This window comes from Cryobacterium sp. TMT1-2-1 (assembly GCF_004403955.1).
Lineage (GTDB): Bacteria > Actinomycetota > Actinomycetes > Actinomycetales > Microbacteriaceae > Cryobacterium > Cryobacterium psychrotolerans.
Genome location: NZ_SOHC01000027.1, coordinates 37,829 through 52,144 on the forward strand (window position 1 = coordinate 37,829; position 14,316 = coordinate 52,144).

The 14,316-nt window shown below is 70.0% G+C and carries 12 protein-coding genes; 8 read left to right on the plus strand and 4 right to left on the minus strand.

What is annotated here, in order from left to right; genetic code table 11:
* Positions 1-22 precede the first annotated feature (22 nt).
* Positions 23-1,747 (plus strand): BCCT family transporter, encoded by a 1,725-nt coding sequence (locus E3T33_RS04665; RefSeq protein WP_134574856.1) that lies wholly within the window; start codon positions 23-25, stop codon positions 1,745-1,747.
* Between the two features lie 26 nt (positions 1,748-1,773).
* Here the strand turns inward: E3T33_RS04665 and E3T33_RS04670 are convergent, their stop codons facing one another.
* The 3 genes from E3T33_RS04670 to E3T33_RS04680 all read right to left on the minus strand — a co-directional run bounded on the left by E3T33_RS04670 (position 1,774) and on the right by E3T33_RS04680 (position 5,412).
* Positions 1,774-1,998: a hypothetical protein gene (locus E3T33_RS04670; RefSeq protein ID WP_092321116.1), complete on the minus strand. Its 225-nt coding sequence runs from the start codon at positions 1,996-1,998 to the stop codon at positions 1,774-1,776.
* A 112-nt stretch (positions 1,999-2,110) separates the two neighbouring features.
* Positions 2,111-3,766, minus strand: coding sequence for a GGDEF domain-containing protein (locus tag E3T33_RS04675; RefSeq protein ID WP_134574857.1), 1,656 nt, complete (start codon positions 3,764-3,766; stop codon positions 2,111-2,113).
* Positions 3,763-5,412, minus strand: coding sequence for a GGDEF domain-containing protein (locus E3T33_RS04680; RefSeq protein WP_134574858.1), 1,650 nt, complete (start codon positions 5,410-5,412; stop codon positions 3,763-3,765). The genes E3T33_RS04675 and E3T33_RS04680 overlap by 4 nt, the downstream gene beginning before the upstream one ends.
* A gap of 233 nt (positions 5,413-5,645) precedes the next feature.
* On the opposite strand from E3T33_RS04680, the gene E3T33_RS04685 reads away from it, so the two are divergent.
* Together E3T33_RS04685 and E3T33_RS04690 are read left to right on the plus strand one after the other, a co-directional pair.
* On the plus strand, positions 5,646-5,933 hold the full coding sequence (locus tag E3T33_RS04685; RefSeq protein ID WP_092321113.1) for a glutaredoxin domain-containing protein: 288 nt from the start codon (positions 5,646-5,648) through the stop codon (positions 5,931-5,933).
* 105 nt (positions 5,934-6,038) lie between these two features.
* On the plus strand, positions 6,039-6,365 hold the full coding sequence (locus E3T33_RS04690) for a cupin domain-containing protein (RefSeq protein WP_092321112.1): 327 nt from the start codon (positions 6,039-6,041) through the stop codon (positions 6,363-6,365).
* A gap of 102 nt (positions 6,366-6,467) precedes the next feature.
* On the opposite strand, the gene E3T33_RS04695 is transcribed toward E3T33_RS04690, so the two are convergent.
* The gene (locus tag E3T33_RS04695; protein WP_092321320.1) at positions 6,468-7,997 is read right to left on the minus strand and encodes an ADP-ribosylglycohydrolase family protein; all 1,530 of its coding nucleotides are present in this window, start codon (positions 7,995-7,997) and stop codon (positions 6,468-6,470) included.
* Positions 7,998-8,451: 454 nt separating this feature from the next.
* Between E3T33_RS04695 and E3T33_RS04700 the strand changes: the two genes are divergently transcribed.
* From E3T33_RS04700 to E3T33_RS04720, 5 genes are all read left to right on the plus strand, one after another.
* Complete coding sequence (locus E3T33_RS04700; RefSeq protein WP_134574859.1) at positions 8,452-9,042, plus strand: VOC family protein; 591 nt, start codon at positions 8,452-8,454, stop codon at positions 9,040-9,042.
* A 457-nt stretch (positions 9,043-9,499) separates the two neighbouring features.
* Positions 9,500-10,378, plus strand: coding sequence for a TIM barrel protein (locus E3T33_RS04705; RefSeq protein ID WP_134574860.1), 879 nt, complete (start codon positions 9,500-9,502; stop codon positions 10,376-10,378).
* Positions 10,375-11,259, plus strand: coding sequence for a 2-hydroxy-3-oxopropionate reductase (locus E3T33_RS04710; protein ID WP_134475702.1), 885 nt, complete (start codon positions 10,375-10,377; stop codon positions 11,257-11,259). Before E3T33_RS04705 ends, E3T33_RS04710 begins: the two co-directional genes overlap by 4 nt.
* A gap of 117 nt (positions 11,260-11,376) precedes the next feature.
* Complete coding sequence (gcl, locus tag E3T33_RS04715; RefSeq protein ID WP_134574861.1) at positions 11,377-13,164, plus strand: glyoxylate carboligase; 1,788 nt, start codon at positions 11,377-11,379, stop codon at positions 13,162-13,164.
* A 2-nt stretch (positions 13,165-13,166) separates the two neighbouring features.
* Positions 13,167-14,300: a glycerate kinase gene (locus tag E3T33_RS04720; protein ID WP_134574862.1), complete on the plus strand. Its 1,134-nt coding sequence runs from the start codon at positions 13,167-13,169 to the stop codon at positions 14,298-14,300.
* Positions 14,301-14,316: the final 16 nt, after the last annotated feature.

Genomic DNA, 14,316 nt, shown 5'->3' on the forward strand with positions numbered 1-14,316 from the left:
TTTTCGTTCAGCGAGGAGCGATATGTCCAGGGTTCCATCGGGCGGCGGCATCGAGTCCGCACTCGGGGACGCGGTGAGTGAACCGCGCCGAACGGGCTGGGCCACCGTCGACAAAACGGTCTTCTTCGTTTCCGCCGGCATTATTCTGGTGATCTGCCTGCTCGGGGTGCTGTTCACCGAGACGGTGGGCGAGGTTTCGACATCCGTTCTCGGCTGGGTCACCGGCAACGTCGGCTGGCTGTTCATTCTCGCGGCGTCGGGCTTCGTCATCTTCGCCCTGGTGCTGGCGTTCGGGAGGTACGGGAGCATTCCGCTCTCCCGCGAGGGGCAGGGCACCGAGTTCTCGACGCTCTCGTGGGTGTCGATGATGTTCAGCGCCGGCATGGGGATCGGGCTGATGTTCTTCGGCGTTTACGAGCCGGTCACCCACCTGGCGACGCCGCCCCCGTTCGTCGACGCGGCGTCGAACAGTCCGGAGGCCGCCAACGCGGCGATGGCGTACACGTTCTTCCACTGGGGACTTCATCCGTGGGCGATCTACTCGGTGGTCGGCCTCGCCCTGGCCTACTCGACCTACCGAATGGGCCGCGGCAACCTCATGAGCGCCCCGTTCCAGGCCCTGTTCGGCAAGGAGCGGATCGAGGGCAAGGGCTGGGGCAAGCCGATCGACATGCTGGCGATCATTTGCACCCAGTTCGGTTCGGCGACCTCGCTCGGGCTCGGCGCACTGCAGATCGCGGCCGGCGTGTCGCTGCTGCGCACGGGGCAATTCGAGGAAGAGCCCGCGGCGGCCCTGCCGATCATCATCATCTGCGTGCTCACCGTGGGGGTCGTGCTCTCCGCGGCGAGCGGGGTTGCGAAAGGCATCAAGTGGCTGAGCAACACGAACATGGTGCTGTCTGCCGTGCTCGTTGTGTTCGTCTTCGTGGTCGGCCCGACGGTGTTCATCCTGAACCTGCTGCCGTCGTCGATCGGGGCGTACCTGACCGATATCGTTCCGATGAGTTTCCACTCCGCGGTGTTCGGCGGCGGCGACTGGCTGGCGAGCTGGACCATCTTCTACTGGGCGTGGTGGATCTCCTGGACCCCGTTCGTCGGCACCTTCATCGCCCGGATCTCCCGCGGCCGAACCATTCGCGAGTTCGTTCTCGGCGTGCTGCTGGTGCCAACGGCGGTCAGCATCCTGTGGTTCGTCGTATTCGGCGGCATGGGCCTGGATCGGCAGCTGAACGGCACCGATATCGCCGGCACGGGCAGCGCGGCGGCCGGGTTCTTCGCGGCGTTGCAGCAGTATCCGTTCTTCATCGGCTCGGCCCTGGTGGTGATGGTACTGACGGCCGTCTTCTTCGTCAGCGGGGCGGATGCCGGCGCGCTCGTGCTCGGGACGCTGTCGAGTCGCGGCCGCAAGGAGCCGTGGAAGCCGCTCGTGATCTTCTGGGCAGTCCTCAGCGGCGCCGTCGCCGCGGTGCTGCTGTTCGTAGGCGGGTTGCCTGCGCTGCAGACGTTCACCATCCTGGCGGCGACCCCGTTCGTGCTGATCATCATCGGCCTGTGTGTGTCGCTCTACGTCGACCTGCGCCGCGACCCGTTGCGCCAGCGCACCATGGGGCCGGTCCGCACCTCCTCGGAGGCGCTCGGCACGGTCCCGTTCACGAATCCGGCCGCGGAGAGCGCCGACGTCGAGGCGCCACCGGAGGCCGCGTCCCCCCTCGACACCGAGTCCCCCCGGCATTCTGAGGGCACGTAGGCGATCGGCTCCCAGCCGACCCGACATCAATCCGACCCAGGGCGCCTACTCAGTTCGACCCAGGCGCCCGCGCCCTTCCGCGCCCAGAACGGTCCGCCCATGTGGACGAGCCAGACCTCCAGGGATCGGGCGACCGGGCCCGGAACATCGTCGGTCACGACATCCGCAGCCGCGGCATCCGCCACCGAGGCGACCGAGCCCGCGGCATCCGCGAATCGATAGAGCAGGATTCCCGCACTGTGTTTGGGCATCCGCTACCTCCGTTCGTCACCGCCGTCACGCCCAGTTTGCCCATTCCGGTCGAATTTGGCAGGCACACCAGGCAAACTCGACCGCAACCGGCAATCTCGGCGCACGGGACGGCTACGCGGGGGCCAGGCTGACGCGGTCGCGACCGGCGCGCTTGGCCTCGTAGAGGGCGGCATCCGATCGGGCGAGCCATTCCGACACGACCTCGAACGGCTTGAGCTGGGACACGCCGGCACTCACCGTGCAGGTCAGCCCGGGCGCGATGGTCTCCCACGGGTAGGTGCGCACCGAGGCGAGCAGCCGCTCGCAGACGAGCTCGGCCTGCTCGAGGCTGGTGTGCGCGAAGATGAGCAGGAACTCCTCGCCGCCCACCCGCACGGCCAGGTCGGTGTCGCGGGTGACCGCGCGCAGCAGGTTCGACATCGCGGTCAGCACCTGGTCGCCCGTGGCGTGGCCGTACTCGTCGTTGACCCGCTTGAAGTGGTCCAGGTCGATCATCGCCGCGCAGAGCGGCTTGGCGCGCTCGTCGCCCATCAGCGGCGGCAGCTCGCGGTCGAGGGCCCGCCTGTTGGGCAGGCGGGTGAGCGGGTCAGTGTGCGCCTCGTGGTCCAGCTCCTCGGCACGGATGCGTTCCATCTGCGCCTCGATCCGCGACCGCTCCGCCTCGTGGTGGGCGTGTTCGATCTCGATGGTGTTGATCAGCATCTGGGACTGCAGCCCGGCGGTCTGGATGGTCATGTCGAGCATGCGGACATCCATTTGCTCGTGATGCGCCAGCGCCTGCTCGAAACGCCCGCTCGCCTTGTGCATCTCGAACAGCGACTTGTGCAGCTCGATGATCAGGGCGGGGTTCTGTTCGGCGTCCGGGTCCGCCAGCTGGGCCTCCATCATGGTCACGGCCTCGTCGAGGTTGCCCTCGGCCCGGACGATTTCGGCCAGCTGCGCGTCGTTGCTCAGCTCCATGTACCGAGAACTCTGGGCCTGGGCGAGGCCCTTGACCAGGCCGGCCTGCTCGCGGGCCTCGACGTAGCGTTCGAGCTCGATCAGGATGCTGACCAGGTTGGTCCGCGCGATCATCTCCCAGAAGGAGTGAGCCTGCTCGTGGGCCATCTGCACGGACTCCTCCACGAGCGCCAGCGCCTCCTGCAGGGCCAGCGACGCACTCTGGCCCTGGGCGAGCTGGGCCCGGGCCACGGTCAGGCAGGCGTCGCCGAGGTTGTTCAGTCCGGCGAAGCGCGCCTCGGGGTCGTCGAGCGTGCGGGCCAGGGCGAGGGCCTGCCGGCCGAGTTCCAGCCCGTACTGGGGGTCGCCGAGCGCCTCGTGCACCATGCCGGCCCGGCTGAGCGCCCAGAACTCCAGGGTCGGGCTGTCGCAGGCCCGCGCCGCGTCGAGCGCCGACACCGCGTGGCGGAGCGCGGTCTCGTTCAGGTGCGTCTCGGTGAACGCCAGCGCCAGGATGCAGTGCAGCTTCGACTGGCGCACCAGGTCACCGCTGCCGGTGAGGAACTCCAGCGCGAGCAGGCCCTCCTTCACCGAGGCTTCGTGCTCGCCGAGGCGCAGCCGGTGCAGCGACAGCAGGTGCCGGGCGTACGCCTGCTCGGTGGGCGTGACGCCGGGCCTGAGTAGGACTTCCTCGGCCTGTTCGGCGCCTTCGCGGTGCCGGCCGTCCATGCTGGACACCTCACAGGCGTCGAGCAGTTCGTCGATCCTCGGCTTCGGGGCGAGGGCGACGGATGCCGCGGCATCCGTCATGTCCGGCTCAGGGTTCACGATGCGTCGACCTCTCCCCAGCTGACCTGGTCCCGGCCGCCGTGCTTGGCCGCGTACAGCGCGGCGTCGGCGCGCGCGAGCCAGGTCGAGACGCTTTCGGAGGGTTCGAGTTCGGCCAGGCCCGCGCTGACCGTGCAGGCCAGACCGGGGGCCAGGGTGTCCCAGGGATAGGCGCGGACCGAGGCGAGCAGGCGTTCGCAGACCACCGCCGCGCCTTCGAGGGTGGTGTCGCCGAAGACGAGGAGGAACTCCTCGCCGCCGACCCGGACGGCCAGGTCGGTGTCGCGGGTGACGGCGCGCAGCATGGTGGCCATGACGGTCAGTACCTCGTCGCCCTTCGCGTGGCCGTGCACATCGTTGATGCGCTTGAAGTGGTCGAAGTCGATCATCGCCGCGCAGAGCGGCTTCACGCTGTCCTGGGCGTGTCCCATCATCGGCGGCAGGTGACGGTCGAGGGCGCGCCGGTTGGGCAGCCGCGTGAGCGAGTCGGTGTGCGCCTGCACGTCCATTTCCTCGGCGCGGAGGCGCTCCATCTGCACCTCGAGCTGGGACCGCTCGGCCTCGTGGTGGGCCTGTTCGATCTCGATGGTGTTGATCAGCATCTGCGACTGCAGGCCGGCGGTCTGCACGGTCGCGCGCAGGGACAGGGCGTGCAGTTGCTCGTGGTGCAGCAGCGCCTGTTCGAACCGCCCGCGTTCCTTGTGCATCTCGAACAGCGCCTTGTGCAGCCGGGCAAGGAGGGTCGGGTCGTCCTCGACGTCGTGGTTGGTCAGCTGCGAGGTCATCATCGTGGTCGCTTCTTCGAGGCGGCCCTCGGCCCTGACCACGTCGGCCAGCTGGGCGTCGATGTCGATCTCGAGGTTGCGGAATCCGTTGGCCTTCGCCAGGGCCTTGGCCAGCCAGCCCTGTTCGCGGGCCTCGTCGTGCTGCTGGAGCCCGATCAGCACGCTGACGAGGTTGGTGCGGGCGATTGTCTCGTAGAAGTAATGCCCCTGCGCCGCCGCGACGGCCACCGACTCGCGCGCGAGGACCAGCGCCTCCTCCAGGGCCGCCGTGGCATCCAGGCCCTGGGCGTGCTGGCCCCGGGCGATCTGCAGGAAGCTATCGCCGAGGTTGTTCAGCCCGACGAAGGCGGACTCGGGGTCGTCCAGTGTCTGCGCGAGGGCGAGCGCCTGCCGGCCCAGGTCAATGTCGCGCGTCCAGTCGCCCATGGCCCCGTGCACCATGGAGGAGCGGCTGAGCGCCCAGAACTCCGCGACCGGATCCCCGGATTCACGCGCCGCCGAGAGCGCCCCGAGCACGTGGTGGAGCGCCGTCTCGTGCAGGGCCGTGTCGGCGAACGCCAGCGCCAGGGTGCAGTGCACCTTCGACTGGCCCAGGAAATCGCCGCTGGCCGTGAGGTATTCCAGTGCGAGGAGGCCCTGCGCGACGGATGCTTCGAAGTCGCCCAGCCGCAGCCGGTGCAGGGACAGGAGCCGGCGGGCATGGGCCCGCTGCCGGGGCGTCACGTCCGGCCGGGTCAGGATTTCCTCGGCCTGCTCGGCGCCCTGGCGGTGCCGCCCGCCATCGTTCGACAGCTCAGACTCCGCGAGCAGATCGTCGATGGTGGGCATGGCCGCGGCGATCACCACATCCTGTGCGTTCACGGTTGAGCCCCCCGGCTGCTATCTGTACGTAGAACCTAGCAGCGGTTTTGCGGGGTCGTCGGCAACCACGCAGCCAGGCCGCACCCCCGTGCAAGGGGTGGACAGGCTGACGCGAAATCGGCTCGGGGACGGGGACTGTGGCTGCGTTCGCGGCCTCGGTGGCCCGGGAAGACCCGGATTTGTCCGGCGGCGCTCCCAGGGAAACAGTAAATGCATACACATAAGATCGATGCATGACCGATCTCGCCGCCCCCGCTGTCCCCGCTGCATCCGCCGAGCGCATCACCCTGTTCGGTGCGGAGTGGTGCGGCGACTGCCGCCGCTCGAAGCGACTGCTCGACACGCTCGGCGTCGACTACGACTACGTCGACCTCCTGGCCGTCGAGGACGGCGCAGACCGTGCCACCGCGATCAGCGGCCGCACCCAGATCCCCGTCGTCGTGTTCCCGGACGGAACCCACGTCGTGGAGCCGAGCGACGCGACCCTGCACGCGAAGCTGACGGAGCTCGGCACGATTTAGAGCCTCCTCCAGGAGGTCGCCCGCCCGGGCCGGCGGCTACCGGCTGCTCGTGCGCATGTGCTGCCGACCGGATGCGCGGCCCGGGCCGAGGGCTAACGTGAAGCCATGGAGACTCCCGCGGCACCGATCACCTTCGTTCCCGACGTTCGCGCCGGCACCACCATCGGCCCGAGCGGCCTCGGCCACTCGACCGTGCTCACCTCACCGGACGTGCGCGTGGTCGTGCTCACGTTCGACGCCGGGCACGTGATGAAGGAGCACAGGGCGCCGAAGACCCTGCTCCTGCAGGCGCTCGACGGACACCTGCGAATCACCGCCGGCGGCGAGGTCACCGAACTGGTGCCCGGGTCGCTGCTCCGGTTGGAGCCGGCACTCACGCACGAGGTCGAGGCGCTCGAGGCATCCCGGCTGATGCTCACCCTGATCGGCTAACGCGGGCTCGGCGTCACGCCGACCTTGACACTTGCGGTCGAGTTTGCCCGGCACACCCAGCCAACTCGACCGGAACGGTCAAACTCGGCGAGCATCAGCGCACTACGACAGCCGCTGCAGCGACTCCTCGCCCACCAGCGACTGCTCGCTCACCGCCGGCGTCCCCGACCCGGCGCCCTCGGCCGCGAGCAGCGCGGCGCGGAAGCTCTCGATCGGGTGCGCATGCGGGAGCACCCGCTGGATCTCGGCCAGAGCCTCGTCCGCCGGAACGCCCAGGTGGCGCACGGAGTACAGCGCGCCGACCGCGGGGGTGCGGCTGATCGCCTGCACACAGTGCAGCAGCACGGTCTTGCCCTCGGCGCGAAGCGCGGCAACGGCGTCCGCCGCGTCGGCGAGCACGAAGTCGAGATTGGGGTTGTCGCCGTCGCGGTCGACCAGCCGCACCTCGATGTGGTCCGAGCGCGGGATCGCGGCGGCCGGAGCGCCGACGCGGCAGAGCGACACGACCGCGTCGATGCCGTCGGGCAGCGCCTCGAAGCGTGCGACCCCGCCGAGCCAGACGCCGGGATCGCGCGGGTGGGCGGCGAGCGAGCTCACATCGCCGTGTGCGGAGTAGTCGACCACGGGCGCGGCCGGCCAGCTGGAGGCATCCGATCGGCCGCCCGCCACGGCCAGCGCGGCCAGGCGCACCAGTTCGCCGGACCGCTCGCCCGGCCAGCCGTGCATCACGCGGCGCCAGCGCGCCGGCACGGCGGATGCTCCCCAGCGCGCCCCGAGGAGCCCGCCGGCGATCGCCGCCACGGTGTCGGTGTCGCGTCCGCCGCGCACTGCGGTCTCCAGGGCGGCCGCGAAGTGGCCGCACGGGTACTGGTCGATGACCGGGTCCAGCTCGGGAACGGGCGTTCGGGTGATCGCAGACCAGGCGCCCTGCAGCGCCTCGACCACCCAGCCGTTGTGGTTGAAGCGGGTCGGCGAGTTCCGTTCGGCCTCGTCGAGCCGCTCGGCCCAGATGGCGGCGCGGTCGGCGGGCAGGCTGCCCAGGGCCGCGCGCACGCCGTCGAATGTGCCGTGCAGCACCGCGTGACGGATGCCGAGGCTCCAGATCACGCAGGCCTCCACGGCATCCGGATGCGTGTGGGTGAGCTGCGAGAGCGCCGTCGCGGCCTCGACCAGGGCGTCGGGGTCGTCGAGGTAGGCGAGGGCGACCGGGGCGACGCGCATGAGCGACCCGTTGCCGGACGAGCGGTGGCTGCGGGCGCTGTAGGCGACGGCGGCCTCGCGGAGGCCCGCGGCGGTGGGCGAGGACGCGCGCCGGATCACGGCGCCGATCTGGATGCCGACGTCTTTCGCGTCGTAGGCCCAGTCGGCCCAGGTCGCGGCGATCCGGTCGAGCACGGCCTCGTCGCGGAGGTCGAGGCCGGCTGCGGCGGCGCGGGCGATCGGGATGGCCATGGCCGTGTCGTCGGTCCACTCGCCCGGTTCCCAGCCGAGCTGGCCGCCGCCGAACATGCCCACCGCGATCTCGTCGGGCAGCGGCGGTTGGAACTCGTAGCGGGCGCCGAGCGCGTCCCCCGTGGCCAGGCCCAACAGAATCCCGGTCGCGCGATCGTTCTGTGCGGACGTGAGTTTCATGTCGACCTCCTTGAGGGTGTGCCAGTGCGACCGGGTCGGGTACCAGGGGGCCGTTGACACTACTCCTGCTTTTCGACACTATGCGTGCTGCGAAGAAGTTTCTCGGCCGCTTTCGGGGGTCAGCGGGCGTGCTTGGGGGCGTGCGTGGGGGCGTGCGTGGGGGCGTGCTCGAGACGCGAGAGTGCGCGGGGCGCGAGGGCCGCGCTGAGTTGCGGAAAAGGAACCTTCCCGGGCGAATTGAAGGTACTTTGTCCGCAACTCAACGTGATTGACTTCTGGGGCGTGCGCGGGGGCGCGAGGGCAAGGACGCAAGGACGCAAGGGCGCAAGAGGGCGAGGGCGGCGCTGAGTTGCGGAAAAGGAACCTTCCCGGGCGAATTGAAGGTACTTTGTCCGCATCTCAATGTGATCTGATACCCATTGTGCGTCGCGGGGGTCGTTCCTAGCCTGAGAGCATGAGCGAGCACACCGACCTGAACGGCACCGACCTGAACGGCACCGACCCAAAGGGCACCGACCCGCAGGGCGTCCGCACGAAGCACAGCGACCCAAGGCGCACCGACCCGCAGGGGGCCTGCCCGAGGGGCGCCGGCCCGAGGCCGCCCGTGCGCCAGCTGCGCCTGGTCGTGGAGGCGGCCGATTACGACGCCGCGGTGCGCTTCTACCGCGATGCGCTCGGCCTCACCGAGGAGGAGTCGTTCGAGGACCCGGGCGAGGGCGAGGCCCGCGGGATGGTCCTCGACGCCGGGCGGGCGACCCTGGAACTGCACAACCCGGCGCAGCGGCGGATGATCGACGGGCTGGAGACCGACGGGATTCCGAGCGGACACATCCGGGTGGCGTTCGAGGTGGTCGACGCGGCCGAGACGACGCAGGCGCTGACGGATGCCGGCGCCGCGCTGATCGCGGCCCCGCGGGTGACCCCGTGGCAGTCGCTCAACTCCCGCCTCGAGGCTCCGGCGGGCCTTACCGTGACCCTGTTCCAGGAGCTCGCGGCGGGCGAGCGCACCCCCACCGACCTCGAGGGATCGGACTACGAGATCTGAGCCCGACGCAATCTGACCCCTACCAAGTCTGGCCCGACGCAATCTGACCCCAGGTCTGACCCCAACGCAATCTGAGTCCCAGGAAATCTGACCCCAACGCAATCTGGCCCGACGTCGTCTGAGCCCGACGCCATCTGACCCCGACGAAGTCTGGCCCCACGAAATCTGACCCCTACGAAATCCGAGCCGCGGGCGCTGAACCGCGGACCCTGAGCCGCGCTGCACACAACCCTCGAGATGGCTCCGCCGCCGACGTGGGACGAGGCCGACGAGACGGTGAATATGCGGCAACGCGTGCGCGCGATCGCGCCCCGCTGACCTGGGGAAATGGATTTCGCACCTCCATCGCTCAGCGCGTCGAAAGTTGACGCGACGTCCGGTCACGCCTACTCTTTCATAAGACAGAAGATCCCTTCCATATTGTGGAATATCCGACGATCGCAACCGAAGGACGCACATGCCGTACACCGTGAACTGCTCGATCCTCCTGACGGAACTGCCCCTGCTTGAGCGCCCGGCAGCCGCCAAAGCCGCCGGCTTCGACGCCGTGGAATTCTGGTGGCCTTTCCCCACCGCCGTGCCGAGCGACGTCGAGGTCGACGCGTTCGAGAAGGCGATCACGGATGCCGGCGTGCAGCTGAGCGGACTGAACTTCGCCGCCGGGGACATGCCTGCCGGCGACCGGGGCCTGGTGTCCTGGCCGGCCCGGTCCGACGAGTTCCGCGACAACCTCGCGGTCGTCGCCGGCATCGGCGAGCGCCTCGGCTGCAAGGCATTCAACGCCCTCTACGGCAACCGGGTCGACGGCGTCACCCCCGAGGAGCAGGACGACCTCGCCGCAGAAAACCTCTCCCTGGCCGCGCAGGCCGTGGCTCCGATCGGCGGAGTCGTGCTGCTCGAGCCGGTCAGCGGCGCGCCCCTCTACCCGCTGCTCACCGCCGACGACGTGCTGGGCGTCATCAGGACCGTCACGGCCCGCCACGGCGACACGAACATCAAACTTCTGGCCGACTTCTACCACCTGGCCGTCAACGGCGACGACGTGAACGCCGTCATCGAGCTGCACGCACGCCAGTTCGGCCACATCCAGATCGCGGATGCCCCGGGCCGCGGGGAACCCGGAACGGGCACCCTGCCCATCGACGCCTGGCTCGATCGCAGCTGGGAACTCGGCTACGAGGGCTACGTGGGGCTCGAATACAAGTCGGCGGCCGAGCATCCGTTCGCCTGGCTGGCCAGCGCCCAGCCGGCCAGCGCACCGACCACCACCGCATCGGCCAGCACAGAATCAGCCACCACCGCACCGACCACCAGCACCGAGGAGATCACCAAATGAGCACCGTTGCCGTCATCGGCCTGGGCATCATGGGCCTGCCCATGGCCTCCAACCTGAGCAAGGCCGGCCACGACGTGATCGGCTTCAACCGCAGTCAGGGCCGGATCGACCAGCTCGTCGCCAACGGCGGCCGCGGCGCGACGAGCGTCGCCGACGCCGTCAGGGACGCCGACGTGATCATCACCATGCTGCCGGACTCCCCCGACGTCGAGAGCGTCGCCGGCGGTGACGACGGACTGATCGCCAACGCGAAGTCCGGCGCCATCTGGGTCGACGCCAGCACGATCCGCCCGGATGTCGCCATCCGGCTGGCCCAGGCGGCGAGCGCCCGCGGAATCCGCCCGGTCGACGCCCCCGTCTCGGGCGGCGAGCAGGGCGCCATCGAGGCAGCCCTCTCGATCATGGTCGGCGGTGAGGCCGCCGACGTCGAGGCCGCCCGCCCCGTGCTCGAGGCGGTCGGAAAGACGATCGTGCACGTGGGCCCGTCCGGCTCCGGCCAGACCGTGAAGGCCGCGAACCAGCTGATCGTCGCCGGCACGATCCAGCTCGTCGCCGAGGCGCTCGTGTTCCTCGAGGCGCACGAGGTCGACACCGAATCGGCCATCACCGTGCTCGCCGGCGGACTCGCCGGCAACCGCATCCTCGACCGCAAGGCGGCCGCGATGGCCGCCCGCACGTTCGAGCCGGGGTTCCGCGTCGACCTGCACCACAAGGACCTGGGCATCGTCACCGCCGCCGCCCGCGAGGCCGGCGTCGCCATCCCGCTGGGCGCCATGACCGCCCAGCTGATGGGCTCGCTCCGCGCGCAGGGCCACGGTTCGCTCGACCACTCCGCGCTGCTGCTCATCGTCGAGCAGCTGTCCGGCCGCTCGCGCGACTAACCAGCAGCGCAGCTCACCAACACCGCACCTCACCAACAGAGCAGCTCACCACCAGCGCAGCTCACCACCAGCGCCAACCAACCAGCCCCGCCAGGCACCAGAACCACTAGGAGAATCATGCCCAAGATGCGAGCCGTCGATGTCGCCGTCGCCATCCTCGAGCGCGAAGGCGCCACCCAGGCCTTCGGCCTGCCCGGGGCTGCGATCAACCCCTTCTACTCGGCTATGCGCGCCCACGGCGGGATCCGCCACGTGCTCGCTCGCCACGTCGAGGGCGCCGCGCACATGGCGGAGGGGTACACCCGCACCGCACCGGACAACATCGGCGTCTGCATCGGAACCTCCGGCCCGGCCGGCACCGACATGATCACCGGGCTCTACTCGGCCTGGGCCGACTCGATCCCGATCCTCTGCATCACCGGGCAGGCGCCCGTGAACCGCCTGCACAAGGAGGACTTCCAGGCCGTCGACATTGCGGCCATCGCGGCCCCGGTCACGAAGATGGCGGTCACCGTGATGGAGGCCGGCCAGGTGCCCGGGGTCTTCCAGAAGGCGTTCTACCTGATGCGCACCGGGCGCCCCGGCCCCGTGCTGATCGACCTCCCGATCGACGTGCAGCTGACCGAGATAGAGTTCGACATCGACACCTACCAGCCGCTCGAGGCGCCCAAGCCCGTCGCATCCCGCGCCCAGCTGGCCAGGGCGCTGGACATGCTCGCCGCCGCAGAGCGCCCGCTCATCGTCGCCGGCGGCGGCATCATCAACGCGGATGCCTCGGCCGAGCTCGTCGAGCTCGCCGAGCTGCTGAACATCCCGGTGATCCCCACCCTGATGGGCTGGGGCGCCATCCCGGATGACCACCGGCTGATGGCCGGCATGGCCGGGCTGCAGACCTCGCACCGCTACGGCAACGCGACGATGCTCGAATCCGACTTCGTGATCGGCATCGGAAACCGCTGGGCCAACCGCCACACCGGCGGCCTCGACACGTACACGCAGGGCCGCACGTTCATCCACATCGACATCGAGCCGACCCAGATCGGGCGGGTCTTCTCCCCCGACTTCGGCATCGTCTCCGACGCCCGCGCCGCCCTGGCCGGGCTGGTCGAACTCGCCCGGGAGCGGAAGGCCGCCGGCCTCCTGCCGGACTGGGAAGACTGGGTGGAGAGCTGCGCCGTGCGCAAGGCCACGCTGCAGCGCAAGACCCACTTCGACGACGTGCCGATGAAGCCCCAGCGCGTCTACGAGGAGATGAACAAGGCCTTCGGCCCGGACACCCGCTACGTGTCCACGATCGGGCTGTCCCAGATTGCCGGCGCGCAGTTCCTGCACGTGTACCGCCCGCGCCACTGGATCAACGCCGGCCAGGCCGGCCCGCTGGGCTGGACCATGCCGGCGGCGCTCGGCGTGGCCGTGGCCGATCCGGAGGCCACCGTCGTCGCGCTCTCGGGCGACTACGACTTCCAGTTCATGATCGAAGAGCTCGCCGTCGGCGCCCAGTTCAAGATCCCGTACATCCACGTCGTCGTGAACAACTCCTACCTGGGCCTGATCCGGCAGGCGCAGCGCGGGTTCAACATGGACTACGAGGTCTCCCTCGCCTTCGACAACGTCAATTCCCCCGAGCTGGAGGGCTACGGCGTCGACCACCTCAAGGTCGCTGAGGGCCTCGGCTGCAAGGCCATCCGGGTGCGCGAGGCCGGCGACATGCAGGGCGCCTTCGAGGAGGCGCGCGAGTTCATGCGCGAGTTCAACGTGCCGGTCGTGGTGGAGGTCATCCTGGAGAAGGTCACCAACATCGCCATGGGCGCCGCGAACATCGACGCGGTCACCGAGTTCGAAGAGCTGGCGACGTGCGAGGCGGATGCTCCCACCTCGATCTCCCTGATGTCGCTGATGGCCTAGGCATGCGCATCGTTGTCGCTCCCGATAAGTTCCGGGGCTCGCTGAGCGCACCGGATGTCGTCGCCTTCCTCGAGGCCGGCCTGCGCTCGGTCGACCCGGGTCTCGTAATCGACCGGGCGCCGGTGGCGGACGGCGGCGAGGGAACCCTCGACGCCGCCGTCGGTTCCGGCTTCACCCGCCAGGTCGTCACCGTGACCGGGCCGACCGGACTGCCCCTGCAGGCGGCCTTCGCCGTGCGCGGCGAGGAGGCCGTGATCGAGATGGCCACGGCATCCGGGCTCGCCGCCCTGCCGGACGGTGTTCCGGATGCCCTCCGCGCGACCAGCCGCGGCACCGGCGAACTCATCGCCGCAGCCCTGGCCCAGGGCTGCACCCACATCATCCTCGGCATCGGCGGCAGCGCCGGAACCGACGGCGGGGCCGGCCTGCTCTCCGGCCTCGGCGCCCGGCTGCTCGACGAGGCCGGGGCCGTTCTGCCCGACGGCGGCGGCGCCCTGGCTCGCCTGGCGAAGGTCGACCTGTCCGGCCTCGACCCGCGCCTCGCCTCCGCGCGGATCACGCTCGCCAGCGACGTGGACAATGCCCTGCTCGGCGCGACGGGCGCCGCTGCCGTCTTCGCACCCCAGAAGGGCGCCGGGCCGGCCGACGTCGAGCTGCTGGAGTCGGCCCTGATGAACTACTCGCGCGTGCTGGCCGCCGAAATCGGCGCTGTCGCCCTGACCGCCACCGAGGCGCCCGGCTCCGGTGCCGCCGGCGGCGTCGGCTACGCCGTGCTGGCCGTGCTGGGCGGGGAACGCCGCGCGGGCATCGACGTTGTACTCGAGTTCACCGGCATGCAGACGCGCGTAGCCGGGGCGACCCTGGTGATCACCGGCGAGGGATGCCTCGACCACCAGAGCCTCGGCGGCAAGGCCCCCGTCGGCGTGGCCCAGGCCGCGGCCCGGGCGGGCGTTCCCACCATCGCCGTCTGCGGTCAGTCCACGCTCACGCCGGAAGAACTCATCGACGCGGGGTTCGACCGCACCTATGCGCTCACCGATCTGGAACCGGACACGGATCGGTGCATGAGCGAACCCGGCCCCCTACTCACCCGCATCGGCGCGCTCATCGCCACGAGGCTGGGCGACGACCGCTAGCTCACCGGCACCTGCG

Bases quoted from the DNA above. Each gene is read 5' to 3' on its own strand.
- E3T33_RS04685 (WP_092321113.1), top strand. From the start codon at position 5,646: ATGACCGATCTCGCCGCCCCCGCTGTCCCCGCTGCATCCGCCGAGCGC.
- E3T33_RS04695 (WP_092321320.1), bottom strand. From the start codon at position 7,997: ATGAAACTCACGTCCGCACAGAACGATCGCGCGACCGGGATTCTGTTG.
- E3T33_RS04700 (WP_134574859.1), top strand. From the start codon at position 8,452: ATGAGCGAGCACACCGACCTGAACGGCACCGACCTGAACGGCACCGAC.
- E3T33_RS04690 (WP_092321112.1), top strand. From the start codon at position 6,039: ATGGAGACTCCCGCGGCACCGATCACCTTCGTTCCCGACGTTCGCGCC.
- E3T33_RS04720 (WP_134574862.1), top strand. From the start codon at position 13,167: ATGCGCATCGTTGTCGCTCCCGATAAGTTCCGGGGCTCGCTGAGCGCA.
- E3T33_RS04670 (WP_092321116.1), bottom strand. From the start codon at position 1,998: ATGCCCAAACACAGTGCGGGAATCCTGCTCTATCGATTCGCGGATGCC.
- E3T33_RS04710 (WP_134475702.1), top strand. From the start codon at position 10,375: ATGAGCACCGTTGCCGTCATCGGCCTGGGCATCATGGGCCTGCCCATG.
- E3T33_RS04665 (WP_134574856.1), top strand. From the start codon at position 23: ATGTCCAGGGTTCCATCGGGCGGCGGCATCGAGTCCGCACTCGGGGAC.
- E3T33_RS04705 (WP_134574860.1), top strand. From the start codon at position 9,500: ATGCCGTACACCGTGAACTGCTCGATCCTCCTGACGGAACTGCCCCTG.
- gcl (WP_134574861.1), top strand. From the start codon at position 11,377: ATGCCCAAGATGCGAGCCGTCGATGTCGCCGTCGCCATCCTCGAGCGC.